The following is a 21,442-nucleotide window of genomic DNA, read 5'->3' as shown; positions in this document are numbered from 1 at the left end:
GGAAATCAGACAAAGAATGGACGCTTCTCTCACGCACTGGATCAACTCCGCCGCCGGCATCAGCCCGCTTCTTGATAGGGCAATGATCACCATCTCACAAATCGGCGTGCCGCTGATGGTGATTGCGGTGGCCCTGCAATGGTGGTCGAGGACCGACCGCACCCATGTGCGCCATGCCTGCTTGTCCGCCGGCCTTTCCTTTCTGCTGGGGCTCGCGATCAACCAGGCGATCCTGTTGTTCATCCACCGGATCAGGCCTTACGACGCTAGCGTCACGCATCTTCTGATCGCGCCCAGCGCCGACTGGTCGTTCCCGTCCGACCACGCGACCGCCAGCATGACCGTCGTCGCAGCCTTCGCCTTGCAGACGCTGCCGCGCCGCACTCTGGTGCTGTTCGTGCTTGCGTTCGTCATCTGCTGGTCCAGGATCTTCATCGGAACGCATTATGTCAGCGACGTGATCGGCGGCGCCGCCATCGCCGCCATCGCTGCGCTGGCGGTCCGGCTGGCCTATAAGGAGAATTCGCGGCTCGACGCCTTCGCCACAAGGCTCCTCTGAACGCGCCGCCAAGGCGCCCGACTGCGGAACGGGATGATGGGACGGCGCATCACAAAAGTGACGCCTGGCGTCGCAACCGCGCGAACTCCTCCGGGATCGCCAGGCGCTCGCCCCAGCTTGGTCAGGCCTTGGTGCTCGTTCACTTGCTGCCTTGCTGTACTGCGCCCGGCACGATTAGCGCTCCCTGGTCCGGCCCCGAACATTTGAAGCCGATAAAAAACAGGGCGACGATGAGAACGCAGATTACCAGCACCGTGACGAGGGTCCTTCCAGGGTTTTCGGCTGGCGGTCTGTCTTCCATGGCAATTAGCCTTGCAATCTAAACTCGGCGACAACGCCAGGGTTCCCACGCCTCACCGGCGTCAAGGCCGACGCTTCGCCGAAATTCTTGCAGAGGCGGCTCCGAGCCCGCGGCGCGCATCACAAAAATGACGCGCTCGCTCCGCTATATGCTAGGCTGGATGCGCTAAAGCAGGGTTCATCGTTATGGATGCCAGTGAATTGCAGGCCATAGGCGATACGCTGATGCGGGTCGTCACCCCCGATATGAAACCGAAAGACCTGCTCAAGGCGGTGCGAAAACTGCACCCGGACGCCAAGAAGAGGGATATTGCCCGCGCGGCCTTCCACGCCATTATCGCCAACGCCGACCAGGATCCCGGCAAGTCGCGCAACCTTCAGGCCTTCGCGCTTGCCGAGCGTACCCAGCAATCGGAATAAATTGCCGCGAATTGTAGTGCTCGGCTTGCCGGAAACTTAATAAGCGATCTCTAATTTAATGGTTCAGCCGGCAGCTGGAGCAATTCCAGGAAAAGTGTGTCACGGTTTTCCGTCCGGAATTGCGAGCACCGGAAGCGCAGGGAACCGCCGTTTGCAGGCCGGCATCACCTGAATATCAACGCACCCTGGCCCCACCGGTAATGAGCCATGACCAAGAACCTCGGCAATGCCAAACCCAGCGCTCCTGCCAAGCAGATGAACCCCTCGCTGTTCGGCAAGGCCGCGCCGGCATTGTTTCCGCTGGTCGTCGCGGCGCTTGGCTATCTCGTCGGCCGGCATTTCTTCGGCTTTTGACGCGGCCGGCGTCCGGCACGCTGTTTCCAGTCGGTCCAAGTGCAATTGTCGTCTCGACCATCCTCCTTGCAGCTTTGGTCCTAGGGCCTAGGTCGTTCTTGTCCTTGGCCGGGCCCAAGCGCATGCTGGTGGCAGCCGGCGGCCTCGCAAACTCCGGTCAGGCCCGGCCGCCGAACCCAGTATCACCCCCCAAAGGCTGCCGGGCCGCCGCCATGCGGCGAATTCTTCCGCGCTCGCGCACGCCAACTGCGGCGCGGTGTAATCTGCGGTACCGCTCGGACGCTTTCGAATTCCGTTGCTTCATCGTCTCGCAGACCGAACGCCATATCGAAGTCGAATTCGGCTGCACCTGGGCGTAATGGCATGCCTTCGCCGCCATGCTCGTTTTTATTCGTGAAACGTCGCAAATATATCGAATAACGGCGGGTGCTCTTGCACTAAAGACCAATAAGCCACGCTTTTCGGCAATTCCAGACGCGTTAGATGTATTGTGGGTCGGAGATAGGCAGTTCTTCGAATGAAGAGCAGGAGCTGTATATGGTAACGAGCGAGCCAGACAGTGTCCGCGTAAAAACCGTCAATGGCCAATGGATCGTGCGCGTCGTCGACGGCGGCAGGCTGACGCAGCAAGTATTCGACATTCACGCGCAGGCCGAGACCTTCGCCGAGGAGGAGCGGCTGCGACTGGGGCTGCCGGGCGAGCCGCCGGCCGAAGAGCCGGTCGGACCGCTCCCACACGGGCGGGCTCGCTGACGGCGAGGGGTAGCCGGACCACGCCAATCGCCGAGGTCGGAACAGACCTATCCCTGGTGCTCGGCTCTGAGCCTCTCTTTCATCCGTTCAAGCGCCGGCTGACCGCCGGCCGCCAGATCGTTGGCGACCCGGGCCAGCTTATCGTCGGCCTTGCGGTATTTGCTGCCCCAGGCGCCGAGCGTTGCCAGCACCGGCAAAAGGTCGATGCCGGCCTCGGTCAGCCGGTAGATCGCCTTCAGTCCGTGGCTCGGGTCGTCGCTGCGGGTGAGGACGCCTTCGTCGACCAGCGTCTGCAGCCGCTCGGCCAGCGTGCGCGACGAGATGCCTTCGTCGGATTGCAGGAATTCGCGAAAATGCTTTTTCCCGGCGAAGGCCAGGTCGCGAATGATGAGCAGCGTCCAGCGGTCGCCGAGCAGTTCGAGCGAGAGACTGATCGGGCAGCCGGATCGTTCCTTGGTCGACATCAGTATGGTTCCATTTTTAAATCACTTTACTATTGACATCGTTCTTGCTTTGCGTCAAATGGTTCCAGAAGTAAATCATTTGATGAGAGGAGATCGATATGAACCGACAAGTCAAGCGTACCATGGTGGTCGTCGGCGCAACCAGCGAAGTGGGCGCCGAGGTCTCGGCCAGACTGACCGGGGCAGGGCATGAGGTGCGCGGCATCGCCCGTAGCCTCGGCGTCGCACTCGACGATCAGGCGGCGCTCGACGCCGCCTTCTCGGGTGCCGACAGCGCTTACGTGATGATCCCCTTCGATGTCACCGCGCCCGATCTGCATCGTTTTGAGGACGAGGTCGGCGCACGGCTGGCATCCTCCATCGCCCAGGCGGGCCTGCGCCGGATCGTGCTGCTCAGCGGCCTCAATGCCCATCTCAGAATGGGTACCTCGCTTGGCGCCGCGCTGATGGAAAAGCGGCTTGCCGCGCTGGGCCTGGAGGAACTCGTCTATCTGCGCGCCTCCTTCTTCATGGAGAATTTCATCAAGGGCATGGGCTTCGTCGAGCAGGCGGCGTCCGGCGTCTTCGCCTCGCCCTTCCGCGGCGACCTGCCGATGCCGCTGATTGCCGCCAAGGACGTTGGCGAACGCGCCGCCGCTCTATTGAGTACCGAACACTTTCCGATCCAGCGCGTTGTCGAATTGCACGGCGGTGGCTCCTACACGCTCGAAGAGGCCACCGCGATCCTGGGCGGGGCGATCGGCAAGGAGGTCGTGTACCATGAAGCGTCGTTCGCCGACGCGCGGGCCGGTATGGTCGCCAATGGCATGTCGGCGAGTTTTGCCGATGCGCTGGGCGAGACGGCGGCAAGCTTCAACAGAGGCGAGCGCTGGGCGCTGGAAGCACCCTCAGCCGAAAATGCCACCCCGACCGGCTTCGAAGCCTGGGCGCAGGCTTTCGCCCGTTCGCCCGCCGCGGCCCGAGCCTTCACAGGCAGCAATTCCTGACAAGGGAGACCGGACATGAGAAAGCTCATCCTGCAGATGCAGATGTCGGTCGACGGTTTTGTCGGCGCCGACGAGGACCATCGCTGGCAGCTTTGGGAATGGGGCGACGACAGCGCCTGGGACGAGGAGCTCAAGCGGGACTTCAACGCCATTTTCGAGACCATCGACACCATCCTGTTGAGCCGCAAGATGGCTGAGGAGGGCTATCTGACCCATTGGGGCAATGCGGCGAGGAAATATCCGAAGGACCGCTTCTTTGCCTTCGCCCAGCGCATCATCGAGGCCGAAAAGGTGGTGGCGAGCGATAAGCTCGGGGCCTCGCGCTGGGAACGAACGCGCATCGTGAGCGGCGACCTGCCGCGTGAGGTCAACGTGCTCAAGCAAGGCGAGGGCGGCGACATCGCCGTGTTCGGCGGCGCCGGCTTCGCCTCGGCGCTGATCGCCGCCGGCCTTATCGACGAGTTCCAGCTCTTCATCAATCCGGCCGTTCTGGGCAGCGGCCGCCGCATATTCGACAAGGGCGGTTTTAGCAGGCTGAAGCTCCTCGGCTCGAAGCCCTATGCCTGCGGCATGGTCGTGAGTCGCTACGCGCCGGTGCAATGAGAGGCAGCAACCAAGGGCGCACCGCCTTGAATCAATCCGGCAGTGCGCCTTCTTAACTGTCTGCCTGGGTTTGCCTTTCCCGGATCGGCAGGCAACCGTCTCCGCTGACCAGCCGCAGGTGTACGGCCGGTCGGCTGGGCCGCGGCCAGGCTGCGTGGTCGTTGCCCACGGCGGCGAACCAACGGGCTTCGCGCGATGTCAGGCCGATAAGCACCCGGCCGGCATATTCGGCCGGCGCGCCGTTGCCCGCGTCGAACACCGCCCAGCTGCTCCCCGGCGGCTCCTGCACCGCGACGAACCTCATAGGAGACTCCATCTGTGAACAGACGGGCAATATAGCAGGCGCGACTTGGCGTTCCTATGACGTGGCTCACATTGGCACACATTTACGGTGGATAGCAGTCCGCTCCAACCGGAAGCGGGTCACTTGCTTCTGACGATTTGCCTTGGCGGCTTGTCCTGCTGCCCGGCCTGGTCGGCGTCGGTCAGCGTGCCGAGGAAGGCGACGATGTCGTCGATCTCGGCGTCGGTCAGCGCCGGCTTGTCGTCGGGCTTTTTGCCGTTGAAGGGCGGGTCTGTGTTGAGGTTTCCCCAGTAAGCCTTTGGCAGATCGTCGAATTTGTCGACCGTGCCGTTCGTCTTCTTCGAATACCAGCGCCCGGGATCCGTATCGCGGCTGGCATAGAAGGCGACCGCGTCGCGCAGCGTGTGAAAATAGCCGTTGTGGAAGAAGCTTTTCCGCAAGGCAACGTTGCGCAGCGTCGGCGTCTTGAACAGGCCGCAATATTCGGCGCGGTCCTTGAGATCGGTGCGCAGCGGACCGCACAGGCCGAGATCGACATAATTGGGATCGGCGTTGGCCGCAATCGCCGGGTTGCGCGGCACGGCGATCGCGATCAGGCCGTAATCGGTGAATTGCGGCGGCTCGCCGTCATTGGCGGGTTCGCTGAGATGGCAGCTCGCGCAATTGCCCTTCGCAGCGTCCTCGAACAGCATGCGGCCGCGCAATTCCTGCGCGGAAAGCTGCGCCTTGCCGGCGAGGAAGGCGTCGTAGCGGCTGGAATAGGGATAAAAATCGGCGCTGCTCTGCTCGAAGGTGCCGAGCGCTTCCACAGCGGCGTCGAAGGCGTCTTGCGGATGGTCGAAGACATCGGCGCCGAAGGCCGCCTTGAAGGCGCCGGCATAGGGAGCCTTGCGCAGGCTGGCGGCCACCTGGGCCGCGTCCTTGTTGCCCATCTCGAAGGACGACAGCAGCGGGATGCTTGCCTGGTCCTTGCCGTGGTCGGCGCGACCGTCCCAGGTCAGGCCCCCGGTCGGGCCATTGTCGACACTTTCGTCGCCTTCGTCCTCGGAGTCATAGAAATGCTCGGTGAAGGCGGGCGCCGCCTGCAGGTAGCGCAGCGACGGCACGGCGCGAACGCCGGGCTGATCAAGATTGGCTCCGCCCATTTCGACCGGCGCCGCCGAGGCCGGCCCGAAAGCGTGGTTGGGATCGTGGCAGGATGAGCAGGCCTGCTTGCCCGAGGCCGAGAGCGAAGGGTCGAAGAACATCTGCCTGCCGAGCGCCGTCAGCGCCTCGGCGCGGGCGAAGGCTTCCTGGCGCGTCATCGGGCCGGGATGGACACCGGATCGCTCCTCGGTGTTGGCGGGCGCGGTGGAGGCGACGATCGTGGCCGCTGCAATGGCGATTGCGTGATTTTTCCGACGTCCCATCGTCTTCGGCGACATCCCTGATTTCTTCGCCCGGTTTCTTTGGCGGCGTAAGGATCGAGTGCAACGGATTGATGACCGGTCTTCCCGCTCACGAAACCGTGTTCGGCCGGGGCGGAACTGTCACAAAGGTGACAAGGCGTCGAAGTAGCTGGGCATTGATGCAGTCGCGTTCCTGCATTGCCGTCCTCCAGCCATCCCCAAGCCACGAGGCATTTCCCAATGATCCGGTCCTTTCTCTCCCTTTGCCTCGCCTCGACGGCGCTGGCATCGCTCTCTGCCGCTGCCCAAGCGGCGCCTCCCGGTTACGACAAGATCGACACCGTCGTCGTCATCTACGCCGAGAACCGCAGCTTCGATAACCTTTATGGCGGCTTCCCCGGCGCCAACGGCCTGGCCAACGTTTCGCCCGACCAGGCGCGCCAGCTCGATCGCGACGGCAAGCCGCTTTCCGAACTGCCGCCGGCCTGGGGCGGACTGACCGGCAAGGGCGTCACGCCCGCGGTGACCGAAGCGCAGACCGCGCATCTGCCCAATGCCGTCTTCGCCATCGACGATCCCAAGGGCTTCAACGAAAACACCGGCGTCGTCACCCATGATCTCTGGCACCGCTTCTACCAGGAGCAGATGCAGATCGACGGCGGCCGGAACGACAAGTTCGTCGCCTGGGCTGATTCCGGCTCGTTGGTGATGGGTCATTATGACGGCTCCATCCTGCCGATGTGGAATATCGCCAAAAAATACGTGCTGGCGGACAATTTCTTCCAGGGCGCCTTTGGCGGCTCCTTCCTCAACCACTTCATGCTCGCCTGCGCCTGCGCGCCCTTCTATCCGAATGCCGACACCAGCCCGGCAAAGGGCCAGATCGCCGTCGTCGAGCCGGACGGCGTGACGCTGAAAGCAGCCGACAATGCGCCGCCCTCGGCCTTGGGCGGCGTGCCGAAATTCGTCAATGACGGCGCCATCACGCCCGACTTCTACGCCGTCAACACCATGCAGCCGCCATACCAGCCGAGCAACAACAAGCCGGCCGAAGGCGGTGACAAGGCGCTCGCCGATCCCGCGCAGCCGAACACGCTGCCGCCGCAGCACGAGATCACCATCGGCGATCTGCTGTCGCTCAAGGGCATTTCCTGGGCGTGGTATTCGGGCGCCTGGCAGGCGGCGCTCGACGGCAAGAACGCGACGCCCGTGCCGAACTTCCAGTTCCACCACCAGCCCTTCAACTATTTCGCGGCCTATGCGCCGGGCACGGCCGCGCGGGCCGAGCACATCAAGGATGGCGGGCTCGGCGGCACCGAGTTCATCAAGGCGATCGACGACGGCAAGCTGCCGGCGGTCTCTTTCTACAAGCCGCAGGGCAACCTCAACGAACATGCCGGCTATGCCGACGTGACCTCCGGCGACCAGCACCTGGCCGACCTCGTCGCGCATCTGGAGAAGAGCCCGCAATGGGCGCATATGCTGGTGGTCGTCACCTATGACGAGAATGGCGGCTTCTGGGATCATGTCGCGCCGCCCAAGGCCGATCGCTGGGGCCCGGGCAACCGCATCCCGGCTTTCATCATCTCGCCCTATGCGAAGATGGGGATGGTCGATCACACGCAGTACGACACAACCTCGATCCTGCGTTTCATCACCGCCCGCTACGACCTGCCTGTGCTGCCTGGCATCGTCGCCCGCGACAAGGCGCTGCGCAACCACGACCAGCCGCCGATGGGCGATCTGACGGCAGCGCTCGATCTGACGAAGTAATCGTCGAAGCCCTTCTTGCAAAAGGCCCGCTCCGGCGGGCCTTTTTTTGTTGGGGCATCGCAAGGGTACTTGCCACGATCGGTCCCCCTGCCACACAAGGTGTTATGTCCGACAATTATCTGCACATGGTTCCTGACGATCCATACTGGCGTCCCGATAGGACGGCGGCGGAAAAGGCTGCCAACTTGGTGCGCGGACTGTTCCCCCAAGCCGAGCATGTCGGAATCGAATACAAGGAAGCAGTGACCTTCTTCGATGCAGGCGCGAATACGGAAAGCGTCTACTGCGCCTTCTGCGGGAGCGAACTGGAGGATTGGTGGGGCAATGCCATGGATCAGGCAGCCGTTTCGGATTTTAGCGACCTCGCCATCGTGACGCCTTGTTGTAGCAAATCCACGTCGCTCAACGACCTCCGCTATGTATGGCCTGCCGCGTTCGGTATGTGCTCGCTTACAGTCGTCAATCCTGGCGCGACCACCCTCTGCGCCGAGGAACGGCGAAGGATTGAGCAGGCGATTGGCTCGCCGCTCAAGGTAATCTGGCAACATCTCTGAGCCAGCTGAGCGCCAAGGCAGACCAACCGAGCTGCTGAGCAGAACGAAGGAAGCACGATGGCGGACCTCAAGATCAGAACCCGCAACGTCGGCGCGCTCGCCGTCCTGCCGCCGGGCGGCCTGCCGGCGGTCACGACCCCGACCGGCGGCACGGTCTATGTGGTCACGCAGGTCAGCGCGCCCGGCTTCAGCCCGCTCGACCTGCTCCATGCTTCTTTAGCCGCCTGCATGGTGCTCAGCGCCCGCATCGCCGCCACCCGCCTCGGCGTCGCCGACCGGCTCGGCGAGGTGAGGGCGGATGTCAGCGGCGAGAAGGCGAAGGACGAGCCCTCGCGGGTCGAGACATTCATCGTCAAACTGGAGATCACCGGCGACCTTGATGACGCGACGAAAGAGCGAATCCTGGCGGACGCCGAGGACATCTGCACCGTCTCCAACACGCTGCGCGGCGCGCCGGCGCTTCGTTCCACGCTGGGGTGAGCGCAATGGCGCATCTTTCGCCGATCGACTACGCGACCGCCTCGGACGACATCCGCGCCGAGCATGACCGCGAGCTCGCGCTGCGCGGCCGCATGACCAACATGAAACGCATCCTGCTTCGCTCGCCGGCCGCCCACCGCATCTACGCCGAATGGTTCACGCTGCGCGACCTTCTCAAGCCCACGCTCGACGACCGCACCATCTGGCTGTTGTCGAAAGCGATAGCCGAGACGATGCGCGCCGAGATTCCCGTGACCTTCTTTCGCCGCGCACTAATCGAGAACGGGCTCGACCCCGAAGCGATCGAACCGACCGCCGACGAGACGCTGCTGATTTCCTTCGGCATCGCGGTCGCCGCCGATGCCAATGCCGTCCCGGAAGACACCTGGGCCGCGCTCAAGGCGCGCTACGACGAGACGCTGCTCGTCAACCTCACCGCCTTCGCCGGCATCATGGTGGCGACCTGCGTGTTCACCAATGCGGTGAAGGTGGATTTCGATCCGGAGCTGGAGATGTATCGCAGACCTTCTCCTTCTCCCCTTGTGGGAGAAGGTGGATCGGCGCGTTAGCGCCGAGACGGATGAGGGGTGTTCCAGCTTGGCGATAAGGTTGAAATCGCCGCCGCCTCATTCCTTCCAGCACCCCCCATCCGACCTCGCTTCGCGAGGCCACCGTCTCCCGCAAGGGGAGAAGGGAAAGCCGGCACCCACCTCCGCAGGAATCGGGTGGCCGATGCACATCCTTCGCTCCACTTTGACGGCAAGCAAGGAGGCACACCCATGACCATCCATTCCCTCAACACCTGGCGCGCCGGCCGCTCCGCCGAATCCCGCGTCGCAGCACAAGATTGGCGCGCGCTGGTCTCTGACCTGAACGCCCATGGCTGCGCGGTCATGCCCGGCCTGCTGTCGGCGGAAGAATGCGCCGACATCGCCGCGCTTTACCCGCATGAAGAGCATTTCCGCAGCCATGTCGTGATGGCGCGTCATGGCTTCGGCAAGGGGGAATATCGGTATTTCAAATATCCGCTGCCGGACCTGATCGAGGCCCTGCGCTCAGCCCTGTATCCACGCCTCGCCACGGTCGCCAATGACTGGAACGAGAAGATGGGTGTTGCCCAGCGCTATCCGGCCGAGCACGCCGCCTTCCTGATACGCTGCCACGACGAGGGCCAGGTGAAGCCGACGCCGCTTCTGCTGCAATACGGCCCCGGCGACTTCAACTGCCTGCACCAGGACCTCTATGGCGAGCTCGCCTTTCCGCTGCAGGTGGCGATCCTTTTGTCCGAGCCCGGCGAGGATTTCACCGGCGGCGAGTTCGTGCTCACCGAACAGCGCCCGCGCATGCAAAGCCGCGCCGAAGTGGTGCCATTGAGGCGCGGTGACGCGGTGATTTTCGCCGTGCACAACCGGCCGGTGCAAGGCACCAAGGGATATTACCGGGTGAATTTGCGACACGGCGTGAGCCGCTTGCGTTCGGGGCAGCGGCATACGGTCGGCATCATCTTCCACGACGCGAAGTGAGTAGGCAGTAGGCAGTAGGTTACGTCGAGGCCGAGAAGCGAAGAGGGGTTCCTTTATCCCGCGCATTCGCTTATTGGCCCTACTCCCTACTCCCTACTCCCTACTCCCTACTCCCTACTCCCTACGAGCCCATGATCCGTCTCGAAAATATCGGCAAGCAGAACGGCCGACAGATCGTCTTCATCGAAGCTTCCGCCGCCTTGCAGAAGGGCGAGAAGATCGGGCTTGTCGGCCCGAACGGCGCCGGCAAGACGACCCTGTTCCGCATGATCATTGGCCAGGAGCAGCCCGATGAAGGCCAGGTCTCGGTCGATCGCGGCGTCACCATCGGCTATTTCAGCCAGGATGTCGGCGATATGGGCGGCTTGAGCGCCGTCGCCGAGGTCATGGAAGGCGCCGGACCGGTCAGCGCGGTCGCTGCCGAGATGCGCGAGCTTGAGCACGCCATGGGCGATCCCGACCGCGCCGACGAGATGGATCAGATCATCGAGCGCTACGGCGAGTTGCAGCACCGCTTCGAGGAGCTCGACGGCTATGCGCTCGACGGCCGGGCGCGCGAGGTGCTGGACGGCCTCGGCTTCAGCCAGGAGATGATGGACGGCGACGTTTCAAAACTTTCCGGCGGCTGGAAGATGCGCGTCGCGCTTGCCCGCATCCTGTTGATGCGGCCCGACGTCATGCTGCTCGACGAGCCGTCGAACCATCTCGATCTCGAAAGCCTGATCTGGCTGGAGAAATTCCTCAAGGATTACGACGGCGCGCTGCTGATGACCTCGCACGACCGCGAGTTCATGAACCGCATCGTCACCAAGATCATCGAGATCGACGCCGGCGCGCTGACCTCCTATTCCGGCAACTACGAATTCTACCAGGAGCAGCGCGCGCTGGCCGACAAGCAGCTGCAGGCGCAGTTCGAGCGCCAGCAGGCGATGCTGGCCAAGGAGATTGCCTTCATCGAGCGCTTCAAGGCGCGCGCTTCCCATGCGGCCCAGGTGCAGAGCCGGGTGAAGAAGCTCGACAAGATCGACCGCGTCGAACCGCCGAAGCGCCGCCAGACGGTGACTTTCGAATTCCAGCCGGCGCCGCGCTGCGGCGAGGACGTGGCGACGCTGAAAGGCATCCACAAGGCCTATGGCAGCCGCAATATCTATTCGGGCCTCGATTTTCAGATCCGCCGCCGCGAGCGCTGGTGCGTGATGGGCGTCAACGGCGCCGGAAAGTCGACGCTTCTGAAGCTGGTCGCCGGCGCCTCCGAGCCGGACGGGGGCTCCGTCGCGCGCGGCCCGAGCGTCAAGATGGGCTATTTCGCCCAGCACGCCATGGAACTGCTCGATGGCGAGCGCACCGTCTTCCAGACGCTGGAGGACTCGTTTCCGCAGGCAGGCCAGGCGCCGCTGCGCGCTTTGGCCGGCTGCTTCGGTTTTTCCGGCGACGAGATCGAGAAGAAATGCCGCGTGCTCTCGGGCGGCGAGAAGGCGCGGCTGGTGATGGCGCTGATGCTGTTCGATCCGCCCAACCTGCTGGTGCTCGACGAGCCGACCAACCATCTCGACATAACCACCAAGCAGATGCTGATCGAGGCGCTGTCGCAATATGAAGGCACGATGCTCTTCGTCTCGCACGACCGCCATTTCCTGGCGGCGCTGTCGAACCGCGTGCTGGAGCTGACGCCCGACGGCATCCACACTTATGGCGGCGGCTACACCGAATATGTCGCCCGCACCGGCCAGGAAGCGCCGGGGCTGAGAGGGTAGGGCGAGACCCTACGCAATTGGCGGCGGCGCATTCCCCCTGTCGGGCGAGCGCCGGCGCTTACCCCCTCGCTAGCTCGCGATCGATCAGCCGCGCAAGCCGCGCCGAGAACGCCTTGGCGTCGGCCGGCTTGTCGCCGTCGAGCACGCGTGCCTCGTCGTAAAGCAGATGCGCGGCGTCTTCCTTGAACGCCTTCTCGTCGTCGCCGAGCTTTGCCAGCGCCGCCACGCGCTCGTGGCGCGGGTTGATCTCGAGGATCGGCTTGGCCGCCTTGTCGAGCCGGCCGGCGGCGTTGAGCAGGCGCTCGAACTGGCGATCCGGGCCATGCTCGGGCGCGACGAGACAGACGGCGCTTTCCGTCAGCCGGTCGGAGGCTTTCACATCCGACACCTCCTCGCCGAGCGTCGTCTTCACGAAAGCCAGGAAGGCGGCGATATCCGACGACGTCTCCGCGTCGGGCTTCGCCGCATCTTCGGGCAGCGCGATATCGGCGAGCTCTGCCGCGCCCTGCGTCACCGACTTGAACGGCTTGCCGTCGAATTCCGGCGCCATCGTCACCCAGAAGCTGTCGACGGGATCGGTGAGGAGCAGCACCTCGATGCCGCGTGCGCGAAAACCTTCGAGCTGCGGCGAGGCTTCGAGACGGGCGCGATCGTCACCGGCCATGAAGAAGATCGCTTTCTGACCTTCCTTCATCGCTGCGACATAGTCGGCAAGGCTGCGCCAGCCTTCGCCTGAGGTCGTCGAACGGAAGCGGGCAAGCTTCAGCAGCTGCTCGCGTCGCTCGTAATCCTCATAGAGCCCTTCCTTCAGCACGATGCCGAAATTTTCCCAGATTTTGGCGTAGGCTTCGGCATCGTTTTCGGCCGTCTTGGCGAGGTCGCCGAGAACGCGGTTGGTCACGCCCTTGCGGATCGCTGCGAGCAACGGGCTCTCCTGGATCATCTCGCGCGAGACATTGAGCGGCAGGTCGGCGGAATCGACCAGGCCGCGCACGAAGCGCAGGTAGCGCGGCAGCAGATCGGCTTCGTCGGTGATGAAGACGCGCCGCACATAGAGCTTCATGCGCCCCTTGCGGTCCTGGTCAAACAGGTCGAACGGCCGCGATCCCGGCACGAAGGCGAGCACGCTGTATTCCTGCCGGCCCTCGGCGCGGAAATGGATCGTGGAAGCCGGCTCGTCATACTGGCCGGCGATGCTGCGGTAGAAGTCGGTATATTCCTCCGGCTTGATCTCGCTCTTTTGCCGCACCCAAAGCGCCGTGCCGTCGGCGATGTCGCGCGGTTCGGCGCCGGGTTTCTCGACGAACGTGATCGGCACCGGCACATGGCCCGACTGCGACTTCGCCAGCCCCTCGAGCCGGTAAGGCGTGGTGTAGGAAGAGGCGTCTTCCATCAGATGCAGCACGACGCGCGTGCCGCGCTTGGGTGCTGCCTCGAGCGGCGCCGGCGCGATCTCGTAGGTGCCCTTGCCGTCGGACGACCAGCGGAAAGCCTCATTGCTGCCGGCCTGGCGGCTGATGACGTCGACACGGTCTGCGACCATGAAGGCCGAATAAAACCCGACGCCGAACTGGCCGATGAGCTGCGTGTCTTCCGCCGCCTTGCCGGCTTCGACGCGCTCCATGAAGGCGCGGGTGCCGGAGCGCGCGATCGTGCCCAGCGCCTCCGCCATCTCGTCGCGGCTCATGCCGATGCCGTTGTCCTCGACCGAAAGCTCCTTGTTGTCCGGATTGGCGGTAATCGTGATGCGCGGCTTGGCATCGTCACCCAGCAACTCGGGCCGGCTCACCGCCTCGAAGCGCAGCCTCTCGCAGGCATCCGCCGCATTGGAGATCAGCTCGCGCAGGAAAACGTCTCGGTCCGAATAGACCGAGTGCACCATCATATGCAGCAGCCGCGAGACGTCCGCCTCGAATGTCCTGGTTTCCGTGGTCTTGGTGTCAGTCGTCATTCAGAATTCCTGCGCTCGTTGCGTCGTCCGCCGCGCCAGCACGCGCCGGTTTTCAAATCTTCAGCCATTGTCGCTTGTGGATGCGCTCCCTGCCAGCGCCGCAGGCGCCAGCGAAACCATGTCCGGCGCCAGGATATCGTGGCGGCGGGCGAAAGCAACAAGGGTTGCCCGCACTGTTTCCGCGTCGATTTCGCCGGCAATGCCGGCTTTGCAGGAATTGAGCGCGATCGCATGCGCGCTGCTCCTGCTCGCGGCCGGCCAATCCTACAGCAGGGCATAGGCTTCCATCACGGTTTCGAGCCGGACCGGCAAACCCATTCCGACAAGAATGGTAACAGGGTCTTCAAAGCGGCCGTGGTTCATGGTCAGAACCCTCATTCAGGTGCATGCTCATGGCGCCCGGACGAAGGCCAGTCGTCCCGGCCAGCACATGTCGGCGCGGGTAGGGCGGTTGCAGGACGACGCCGCGCGGCCGCGGCTGGCCTATGCCGTTGAACGCCTGCACAACCACCGGGCCTGCCGGCGCGTGCATCGCTGAATTCTGCCGGTTAAGGCGCGGCGGGGGCAGCACCTTGTGTGCCTTGGCGAGGGCCTCGATCCAGGCGGCGACCGCCAGTGGCACCGGCGCGCGCCCCTCGAGCCAGCGCGTCACGTCGTTTCTGGGCCAGCCGAGCTCCTCGGCGACGTCGGCAGCTTCCCATCGCAAGATTTTCAGGCATTCGCGCAATCGTCCTGCAATCATGGCAATCCTCGTCCGTTCGCAGTCACAAGGGCCCCGCCCTGGAGGCGGGGGCCGATCTTCGCTAGCCGCCCGCGGATGTTTCGGTGGCCGACACGTGCTGTGCGGCAAGGAACATCAGCGTTGAGGCGACGGTCCGCCGGTTCCATCCGGCCGATTCGGCGGTGTCGAGCAAGCCTGCCAGCAGCGGCTTCAATGCGCTTCGACATTCGGCTTCATAAGCGAGGAATTCGCTTGCCGGATGCGTCGGCGCCGGAACCGAGCCATTGCCGCTCATCATATCCATAAGGGCCTCCATCGTGCGTTTCGAAACGCCCGCTCCCGTTGCCAGAAGCGGGCTCCCGTCGGCGTCTCAGAAGTCCATGCCGGCGCCGGCCGGCATGGCCGGAGCGGCCTCCTTCTTCGGCTTCTCGGCCACCATGGCCTCGGTGGTGACGAGCAGTCCGGCAACCGAGGCCGCATCCTGTAGCGCGGTGCGCACGACCTTGGCGGGATCGATGACGCCTTGTTTGTAGAGGTCGCCATATTCGCCGGTCTGGGCGTTCCAGCCATAGGCGAATTCGGTCTTCTCGCGCAGCTTGCCGACGATGATCGAACCTTCCGACCCGCTGTTCTCGGCGATCTGGCGCACTGGAGCCTCGATCGCGCGCCGCACGATGTCGACGCCGTATCTCTGGTCCGGGTTGTCAACGGCGACCGCGTCGAGCGCCTTGGCCACCCTGAGCAGGGCAACGCCGCCGCCGGGCAGGATACCTTCCTCTACCGCGGCGCGCGTGGCGTGCAGCGCGTCGTCGACGCGGTCCTTCTTCTCCTTGACCTCGACTTCGGTCGCGCCGCCGACGCGGATCACGGCAACGCCGCCGGCGAGCTTGGCCAGCCGCTCCTGCAGCTTCTCGCGATCATAGTCGGAGGTGGTCTCCTCGATCTGCGCCTTGATTTGCGTGATGCGGCCCTGGATCTCCTCCTTCTTGCCGGCGCCATCGACGATGGTGGTGTTCTCCTTCTCGATCGCGACCTTCTTGGCGCGGCCGAGCATCTCCAGCGTGACGTTCTCCAGCTTGATGCCGAGATCCTCGCTGATGGCCGTGCCGCCGGTCAGGATGGCGATGTCCTCCAGCATGGCCTTGCGGCGGTCACCGAAGCCCGGAGCCTTGACGGCGGCGACCTTAAGCCCGCCGCGCAGCTTGTTGACCACCAGCGTGGCCAGAGCCTCGCCCTCGACATCCTCGGCGATGATCAGCAGCGGCTTGCCGGACTGCACCACGGCCTCCAGCACCGGCAGCAGGGCCTGAAGATTGCCGAGCTTCTTCTCGTGGATCAGCACATAGGGCTCTTCGAGCTCGACGCGCATCTTGTCCTGGTTGGTGATGAAATAGGGCGAGAGATAGCCGCGGTCGAACTGCATGCCTTCCACGACTTCCAATTCGGTCTCGGCCGTCTTGGCCTCTTCGACCGTGATGACGCCTTCGTTGCCGACTTTTTCCATGGCCTCGGCCAGGAAGCGGCCGATCTCGGCATCGCCATTGGCCGAGATCGTGCCGACCTGTGCGATCTCGTCGTTGCTGGTGATCTTGCGGGCGTTGACCTTGAGTTCGGCGACGACGGCATCCACCGCCTTGTCGATACCGCGCTTGAGATCCATCGGGTTCATGCCTGACGCAACGGCCTTGGCCCCTTCGCGAACGATCGCCTGGGCAAGCACGGTGGCCGTGGTGGTGCCGTCGCCGGCGAGGTCGCTGGTCTTCGAAGCGACTTCGCGAACCATCTGGGCGCCCATGTTCTCGAACTTGTCCTCAAGCTCGATCTCCTTGGCGACGGTGACGCCGTCCTTGGTGATGCGCGGCGCGCCGAACGACTTGTCGATGACGACGTTGCGGCCCTTCGGACCGAGCGTCACCTTCACCGCGTCGGCGAGGATATTGACGCCCCGCAGCATGCGCTCGCGGGCGTCGGAATGGAATTTGACTTCCTTGGCAGCCATTGGATCACTCCTTGTTTAGGCAGCTTTCATTGACTGGGTTGCGGTTCGATCGAAGCCCCGGTCAGGCGGCCTTCTTCAGCGTCTCGGCCTGCTCGATCACACCCATCACGTCGCTTTCCTTCATGATGAGCAGGTCCTCGCCGTTGAGCTTGATCTCGGTGCCGGACCACTTGCCGAACAGGATGCGGTCGCCGACCTTCACGTCGAGGGGCGCGAGCTTGCCGCTATCGTCGCGGGCGCCTGGCCCGACCGCGATGACTTCGCCTTCCTGCGGCTTTTCCTTGGCCGTGTCGGGGATGATGATGCCGCCGGCCGTCTTCTCTTCGGCCTCGATGCGGCGCACGAGCACGCGGTCATGCAATGGACGGAACGTCATATCGTTCTCCTTCAGGACAAACAGATTGCGAACGGTTCCTCCGCTCCGGACCGGCAGGACCGGAGCGGGGCTCGCGCGACCCTTTCGGCATCGCGCGCATGTCGAGCTAATTTTGCCTTCTTCTACTTTCAAGGGGGTACCGCAAATTTTTTGGCACTCTCGACCGTTGAGTGCTAGCGCGCTGAAAACATGCGGTAAATTGGACCGCTGCGATAACGGAGAGGCTTGAATTCGCGATTGAGTTGAACAAGATTATCGGCGCCCGGCAGCGCCGGGACCGCTGAGAAATTGGAACCCGAAGCAAGGAGTTTTTGGAGACGGAGGACAGAAATGGACCGACAGACGCTTTCGCCGATCATTCCTTCCCTAGCTCCCGAACTATCAGACCTTTCGCTCGACTGGCTGCTGTCGCCGGCCAGCCATTTTCAGCACCCGCGGGATGTGCTGGAGGACGGCTCGCTCGACATATGGGAAAAGCGGGCGATCCTTTCGTCCTGGGCGTCCGATGCTTGCGCCGTGGAATCGATGCCGGCGCTGCGCCAGCCGCCGGGCACCGAGCGGCCGGTCTCCTTCGACGACATCATGGATGCGCTGCGCCGGCTTGATGCGCTGGCCCCGCCGCCCAGCGGCCCTGCCGATAACGACCACCGGCAGGTGGTCGACCGGCTGAGCGCGTGAAGGCCCGAAGGCGATGGCGGTCAGCAGGGAATTCCGCTTGCAGATGAATGGCTATGGCTTGACCACTGCCGAGATCCATTATCATCTGCCCGACCATCCCAGCCTGCTCCAGCTCTACGTCTGGCAGGACTATGATCTTGCCCCGGATTTCCCGGCGCTGAGGGGCTTTCTGGGCTTTTGGGAGCGCGAGCTGGCTGGCGCCTTGCATTCCGTCCGTGTCGCCCACCATCGGCTCATCAGGGCATCGGAATGGCGGGCCGTCGACGGGATCATCGCGATCCATTGAAGATCAGCTCCCCGAGGCGGTCGTGGTTGTGCGGCCGCCTCCAACTCATGATTTGCCTGGCCTGCATGCAGACGAAGGGGCTGACTTTCACGACCGTGAAGGCGGCTTCGGAGCGGGACCTTGACGTGCCCGTGTTGAATTCCCAGATCGATTACGCCGGTGCTTGAGAGAGACCGGCAAGGTCAAGGGGCACCGCTTCCTTGGCGCCCCTCGTATCTATGTTGCTCAGTGGAGGATGTAGCTATGAGAACCACGTTTGACTTCAGTCCCCTGTTCCGGTCGAGCATCGGCTTCGATCGAATGTTGAACGCGCTCGAGACGGCGAGCCGGATCGAGACCGTCGATAATTGGCCACCCTACGACATCGCCAAGACCGCGGAAGACGACTACCGCATCAGTATGGCGGTGGCTGGGTTCTCGCAGGACGAACTGGCCATTACCCAGGAGCAGAACATGCTCATGGTCTCTGGCCAGAAAGCCGGCGAGGACAAGGGCGAGTACCTGCATCGTGGCATCGCCGGCCGTGCATTCCAGCGCCGCTTCGAGCTTGCCGACCACGTCAAGGTCGTTGGCGCCAGCTTGGTCAATGGGCTGCTGACGATCGATCTGAAGCGCGAAATCCCGGAAGAGATGAAACCGCGGCGGATCGAGATCGCAGCCGACAAGGCAACGCTCAAAGGCACGACAAAGAAGATCGAAGCCGAGAAGCACGCCGCCTGAGGGCTTCTTGTGAGCGCATCCGCGCTATGCGCCGGGCACTGCCCGGCGCGTAGGAGCTTTTCGAGCCGATGAACAGAAAGGAGCAAACCATGAGTGTGACGGTGAGCGCGATCCGTTCCTGTCGCTGCATCGCGAGGTGAACCGCCTGTTTGACGACGTTTTCCGCGGCTTCGACAGCCGGTTGCCGTCTTTTGGCGGGGTCTCCTCCCTCGGCGCCGGTTGGCCGAGCGTCGAGATCTCCAACGGCGAGAAGGAGATCAAGGTGATGGCCGAGGTGCCGGGCCTCGAACAGAAAGACATCGAGGTCCTGCTCGACGACGGCGTGCTGACGCTGAGAGGCGAGAAGCGCTCCGAGACGGAGGACAAGGATAGGCAGTTCTCCGAGCGCTATTACGGCCGCTTCGAGCGCCGCATCCCGGTCGGCTACGAGGTCAAGGAAGACGAGGTGGATGCCCGCTTCAAGAATGGCGTGCTGACCGTCACCTTGCCGAAGAGCGAGAAGGCGCAGTCGCAGGTCAAGCGCATCGACATCAAGAGTTGATGCATCGACGCGGGAGGTCGGCCGATCCGCCTCCCGCGTCGACTCCCATAGAGGCACGGCAACCCGATGCTCGCGCAAGCAACTCCACTCGATCGATCATGGGCGGCCGAGGAAGAGAAAATTTATACGGCGGGAGCTTCTTTTTTCCGTCCAGAAGTCTTCGCATCGCTCATGTGAATGATGACAAGCAGCTCGCTGTCTTTCCCTTCTGCTGCGCATGCTTTCAACACCTACCCAGAGAGAAAACTAACATATGTTAGGAACCGAAGAAGGGACCACCTAGGGCGGATCCGCATAAGGTTGGGACCGGCGATAACCTTAATTATGGTTTCCTTTGCATAGGCTTCCCGAACGGAAGGTAACGCGATAGATTAGCAATTCGTTAAGTACGCCCGGGGGCGAGCGTAAAAGATGTGTCGTCGAGCGTAAGGGATGTGCCGTGATGAATTTCAAGTCTCTGATCAAGCGGGCCGAGGACGTCGATAAGGAATTTCAGGAACTCCAATCGGATCTGGCGGAGGCGTTCGAGGACGTTCTCAAAGATGACGAACAGCCGCCGTCGGAAGACGATGCCGTCGCCGGCCGGGAACTGGTGGCAAGCGACGAGAATCCGCCGGCCGAAGAGCCGTCCGACGCAACGGCATCGCGGCTGACGCCGCATACCCAGACGCGGCTGGCCGCCCTGGAGGCCGTCACCGGGCTTTTCCGGGACGGGCAGGGTCATCTGCAGGAGATCGAGGCAAAGCTGGCGGAGATCGCCACTGCGCATCACATGACGCGCGAAGTCCTCAACGTCTTCCATCGCGACGTGTTGCGCTCCAACGAGCTGGAGCTGGCAAACCTCGCTCTCACCGCCGAACACAAAACGTTGTCGGAACAATTGCTTGACGCCGCCCGCCGGCAGCGCGAACGCGACGGCGCGGCCGAAGCGTGGCAGCAGCGCGAGGCGAACCTCGTCCAGGACCGGGAACAGCTGCGCTCGGCCCTTGCGGCGGTGCGCCTGGAGCTGGTGGAGATGGGCAATGAGACCGCCAGGCGCGAGACGGAGTTCGGCGAGATCGTCAAAGCCCTGACGGCCAAGACCGTCGAAGTCGACAGGCGCGGCGCCGAGAACAAGCTGCTGCGCGAAAAGCAGGTCGGCCTTTCTGTCGATCTGGAGCAGGCGCAAAAGCGCGAGGCGGAGGCCCGGCACAAGTTCGACGAGTTCGCGGCAACCCACGCCAGCGAAACCGCCCATATCGCCGAGCTGATGGCTCAAATCGGCAACCACGAAAAGGAAGAAACCCGGCTGCAGAAAGCCCTCGAGGCAGCGCAGGCCAGGCTTGCCGAAACAACCGAGGCGGCGCGGATCGCCGAGAGCGACAGCACCGCCGAATTGGCACGCAGCCAGGCGGAAATGCGCGGTTTGCGTGCCGAGATCCAGGACCTGCAGTCGCGTCTGGACAAGGTCTCGACCGACAATGGCGAAGCCACGGCCGAGATCACCAGGCTAAAGGCGCAGCTGAACGACGCCGTCACCGAACGCCAGATTGCCGAGAAAAGGCTCGCCGTTCTCAAGGACGAGAGCGAAGCCGACAAGAAGAACCTGTCCGAGGTCAGCACCAATTTCTCACGGCTTTCGCTGCAGCAGGCGTCGGAGCAGATCCAGCTCGATATCCAGAAGCAGGAATGCGAGGATTTGCACGCCGAAGTCGAAGCGCTCAACGCCCGCATCCGGGAATTGCTGCCTTACGAGCGCCTGCATCGGGTGACCGACGCAAGGTCGCGCAAGGATGCCGCGCCTCAAACCAACGGGATCATCGCGGAAGCGGCGCGCCCCGTCGCACGGCGCGTTTCTCGGCGCAACATGCGGGCGAACGGAGGCTGAGGATTTCGAGCGGCTCGGCTTCGACAGCGCCGGCCCGCTCTATCTCCGTGTTTTGAAGCCGTTCCACTTCGAGAGCCGCTGCGCTTTC

The 21,442-nt window shown here is 63.5% G+C and carries 24 protein-coding genes and 2 pseudogenes; 17 read left to right on the top strand and 9 right to left on the bottom strand.

Features of this window, described 5'->3' with window-relative positions; translation table 11 throughout:
* Positions 1 to 16 precede the first annotated feature (16 nt).
* The 4 genes from FJW05_RS22190 to FJW05_RS22175 all read left to right on the top strand — a co-directional run bounded on the left by FJW05_RS22190 (position 17) and on the right by FJW05_RS22175 (position 2,386).
* Entirely contained in the window at positions 17 to 559 is a 543-nt protein-coding gene (locus FJW05_RS22190; RefSeq protein ID WP_140635699.1) for a phosphatase PAP2 family protein, read from the top strand.
* A 525-nt stretch (positions 560 to 1,084) separates the two neighbouring features.
* Entirely contained in the window at positions 1,085 to 1,279 is a 195-nt protein-coding gene (locus FJW05_RS22185) for a hypothetical protein (RefSeq protein WP_348639831.1), read from the top strand.
* Positions 1,280 to 1,486: 207 nt separating this feature from the next.
* Positions 1,487 to 1,633, top strand: coding sequence for a hypothetical protein (locus FJW05_RS22180; protein ID WP_140541103.1), 147 nt, complete (start codon positions 1,487 to 1,489; stop codon positions 1,631 to 1,633).
* 537 nt (positions 1,634 to 2,170) lie between these two features.
* Positions 2,171 to 2,386: a hypothetical protein gene (locus FJW05_RS22175; RefSeq protein WP_140541104.1), complete on the top strand. Its 216-nt coding sequence runs from the start codon at positions 2,171 to 2,173 to the stop codon at positions 2,384 to 2,386.
* Between the two features lie 47 nt (positions 2,387 to 2,433).
* On the opposite strand, the gene FJW05_RS22170 is transcribed toward FJW05_RS22175, so the two are convergent.
* Entirely contained in the window at positions 2,434 to 2,850 is a 417-nt protein-coding gene (locus FJW05_RS22170) for a helix-turn-helix domain-containing protein (protein ID WP_140635698.1), read from the bottom strand.
* A 98-nt stretch (positions 2,851 to 2,948) separates the two neighbouring features.
* Here FJW05_RS22170 and FJW05_RS22165 point away from each other — a divergent pair, with 98 nt between their 5' ends.
* Entirely contained in the window at positions 2,949 to 3,836 is an 888-nt protein-coding gene (locus tag FJW05_RS22165; protein ID WP_140635696.1) for an NmrA family NAD(P)-binding protein, read from the top strand.
* A gap of 15 nt (positions 3,837 to 3,851) precedes the next feature.
* Entirely contained in the window at positions 3,852 to 4,439 is a 588-nt protein-coding gene (locus FJW05_RS22160; RefSeq protein WP_140635694.1) for a dihydrofolate reductase family protein, read from the top strand.
* A gap of 52 nt (positions 4,440 to 4,491) precedes the next feature.
* Here FJW05_RS22160 and FJW05_RS22155 read toward each other — a convergent pair whose 3' ends face one another.
* Entirely contained in the window at positions 4,492 to 4,743 is a 252-nt protein-coding gene (locus FJW05_RS22155; protein WP_140635692.1) for a hypothetical protein, read from the bottom strand.
* Between the two features lie 119 nt (positions 4,744 to 4,862).
* Complete coding sequence (locus tag FJW05_RS22150; RefSeq protein WP_140635690.1) at positions 4,863 to 6,167, bottom strand: cytochrome c peroxidase; 1,305 nt, start codon at positions 6,165 to 6,167, stop codon at positions 4,863 to 4,865.
* 204 nt (positions 6,168 to 6,371) lie between these two features.
* On the opposite strand from FJW05_RS22150, the gene FJW05_RS22145 reads away from it, so the two are divergent.
* From FJW05_RS22145 to FJW05_RS22120, 6 genes are all read left to right on the top strand, one after another.
* Complete coding sequence (locus FJW05_RS22145; protein ID WP_140635688.1) at positions 6,372 to 7,904, top strand: acid phosphatase; 1,533 nt, start codon at positions 6,372 to 6,374, stop codon at positions 7,902 to 7,904.
* 104 nt (positions 7,905 to 8,008) lie between these two features.
* On the top strand, positions 8,009 to 8,458 hold the full coding sequence (locus FJW05_RS22140; protein ID WP_140635686.1) for a hypothetical protein: 450 nt from the start codon (positions 8,009 to 8,011) through the stop codon (positions 8,456 to 8,458).
* A gap of 57 nt (positions 8,459 to 8,515) precedes the next feature.
* Complete coding sequence (locus FJW05_RS22135; protein ID WP_140635684.1) at positions 8,516 to 8,938, top strand: OsmC family protein; 423 nt, start codon at positions 8,516 to 8,518, stop codon at positions 8,936 to 8,938.
* Between the two features lie 5 nt (positions 8,939 to 8,943).
* Positions 8,944 to 9,507, top strand: a complete 564-nt coding sequence (locus tag FJW05_RS22130; RefSeq protein WP_140635683.1) for a hypothetical protein — start codon at positions 8,944 to 8,946, stop codon at positions 9,505 to 9,507.
* Positions 9,508 to 9,717: 210 nt separating this feature from the next.
* Positions 9,718 to 10,461: a 2OG-Fe(II) oxygenase gene (locus tag FJW05_RS22125; RefSeq protein ID WP_140635681.1), complete on the top strand. Its 744-nt coding sequence runs from the start codon at positions 9,718 to 9,720 to the stop codon at positions 10,459 to 10,461.
* A gap of 131 nt (positions 10,462 to 10,592) precedes the next feature.
* The gene (locus FJW05_RS22120; RefSeq protein ID WP_140635679.1) at positions 10,593 to 12,215 is read left to right on the top strand and encodes an ABC-F family ATP-binding cassette domain-containing protein; all 1,623 of its coding nucleotides are present in this window, start codon (positions 10,593 to 10,595) and stop codon (positions 12,213 to 12,215) included.
* A 58-nt stretch (positions 12,216 to 12,273) separates the two neighbouring features.
* On the opposite strand, the gene htpG is transcribed toward FJW05_RS22120, so the two are convergent.
* From htpG to groES, 6 genes and pseudogenes are all read right to left on the bottom strand, one after another.
* Entirely contained in the window at positions 12,274 to 14,166 is a 1,893-nt protein-coding gene (gene htpG, locus FJW05_RS22115; protein WP_140635677.1) for a molecular chaperone HtpG, read from the bottom strand.
* 60 nt (positions 14,167 to 14,226) lie between these two features.
* A pseudogene (locus tag FJW05_RS27980) lies at positions 14,227 to 14,418 on the bottom strand (DUF982 domain-containing protein); the annotation flags it as partial.
* 91 nt (positions 14,419 to 14,509) lie between these two features.
* On the bottom strand, positions 14,510 to 14,908 hold the full coding sequence (locus tag FJW05_RS22105) for a helix-turn-helix transcriptional regulator (RefSeq protein ID WP_140635676.1): 399 nt from the start codon (positions 14,906 to 14,908) through the stop codon (positions 14,510 to 14,512).
* A gap of 61 nt (positions 14,909 to 14,969) precedes the next feature.
* Entirely contained in the window at positions 14,970 to 15,191 is a 222-nt protein-coding gene (locus FJW05_RS22100) for a hypothetical protein (protein WP_140635673.1), read from the bottom strand.
* A 66-nt stretch (positions 15,192 to 15,257) separates the two neighbouring features.
* The gene (gene groL, locus FJW05_RS22095) at positions 15,258 to 16,886 is read right to left on the bottom strand and encodes a chaperonin GroEL (protein WP_140635671.1); all 1,629 of its coding nucleotides are present in this window, start codon (positions 16,884 to 16,886) and stop codon (positions 15,258 to 15,260) included.
* Between the two features lie 61 nt (positions 16,887 to 16,947).
* The gene (gene groES / locus FJW05_RS22090) at positions 16,948 to 17,262 is read right to left on the bottom strand and encodes a co-chaperone GroES (protein WP_140546472.1); all 315 of its coding nucleotides are present in this window, start codon (positions 17,260 to 17,262) and stop codon (positions 16,948 to 16,950) included.
* A 330-nt stretch (positions 17,263 to 17,592) separates the two neighbouring features.
* Here groES and FJW05_RS22085 point away from each other — a divergent pair, with 330 nt between their 5' ends.
* The 5 genes and pseudogenes from FJW05_RS22085 to FJW05_RS22065 all read left to right on the top strand — a co-directional run bounded on the left by FJW05_RS22085 (position 17,593) and on the right by FJW05_RS22065 (position 21,354).
* Complete coding sequence (locus FJW05_RS22085) at positions 17,593 to 17,940, top strand: hypothetical protein (protein ID WP_246673593.1); 348 nt, start codon at positions 17,593 to 17,595, stop codon at positions 17,938 to 17,940.
* Positions 17,941 to 17,953: 13 nt separating this feature from the next.
* A complete protein-coding gene (locus tag FJW05_RS22080) occupies positions 17,954 to 18,226 on the top strand; it encodes a protein usg (protein WP_140546471.1) in 273 nt (90 codons plus the stop codon).
* A 243-nt stretch (positions 18,227 to 18,469) separates the two neighbouring features.
* Complete coding sequence (locus FJW05_RS22075) at positions 18,470 to 18,946, top strand: Hsp20 family protein (RefSeq protein WP_140635669.1); 477 nt, start codon at positions 18,470 to 18,472, stop codon at positions 18,944 to 18,946.
* 97 nt (positions 18,947 to 19,043) lie between these two features.
* Positions 19,044 to 19,487, top strand: a pseudogene (locus tag FJW05_RS22070) (Hsp20/alpha crystallin family protein); the annotation flags it as partial.
* 442 nt (positions 19,488 to 19,929) lie between these two features.
* Complete coding sequence (locus FJW05_RS22065) at positions 19,930 to 21,354, top strand: hypothetical protein (protein WP_140635665.1); 1,425 nt, start codon at positions 19,930 to 19,932, stop codon at positions 21,352 to 21,354.
* Positions 21,355 to 21,442: the final 88 nt, after the last annotated feature.

It is taken from the genome of Mesorhizobium sp. B2-9-1, assembly GCF_006439455.1.
GTDB lineage: Bacteria > Pseudomonadota > Alphaproteobacteria > Rhizobiales > Rhizobiaceae > Mesorhizobium.
The sequence above is the reverse complement of the archived record's forward strand: the minus strand, read 5'-3'. Positions and strand labels throughout refer to the sequence as shown.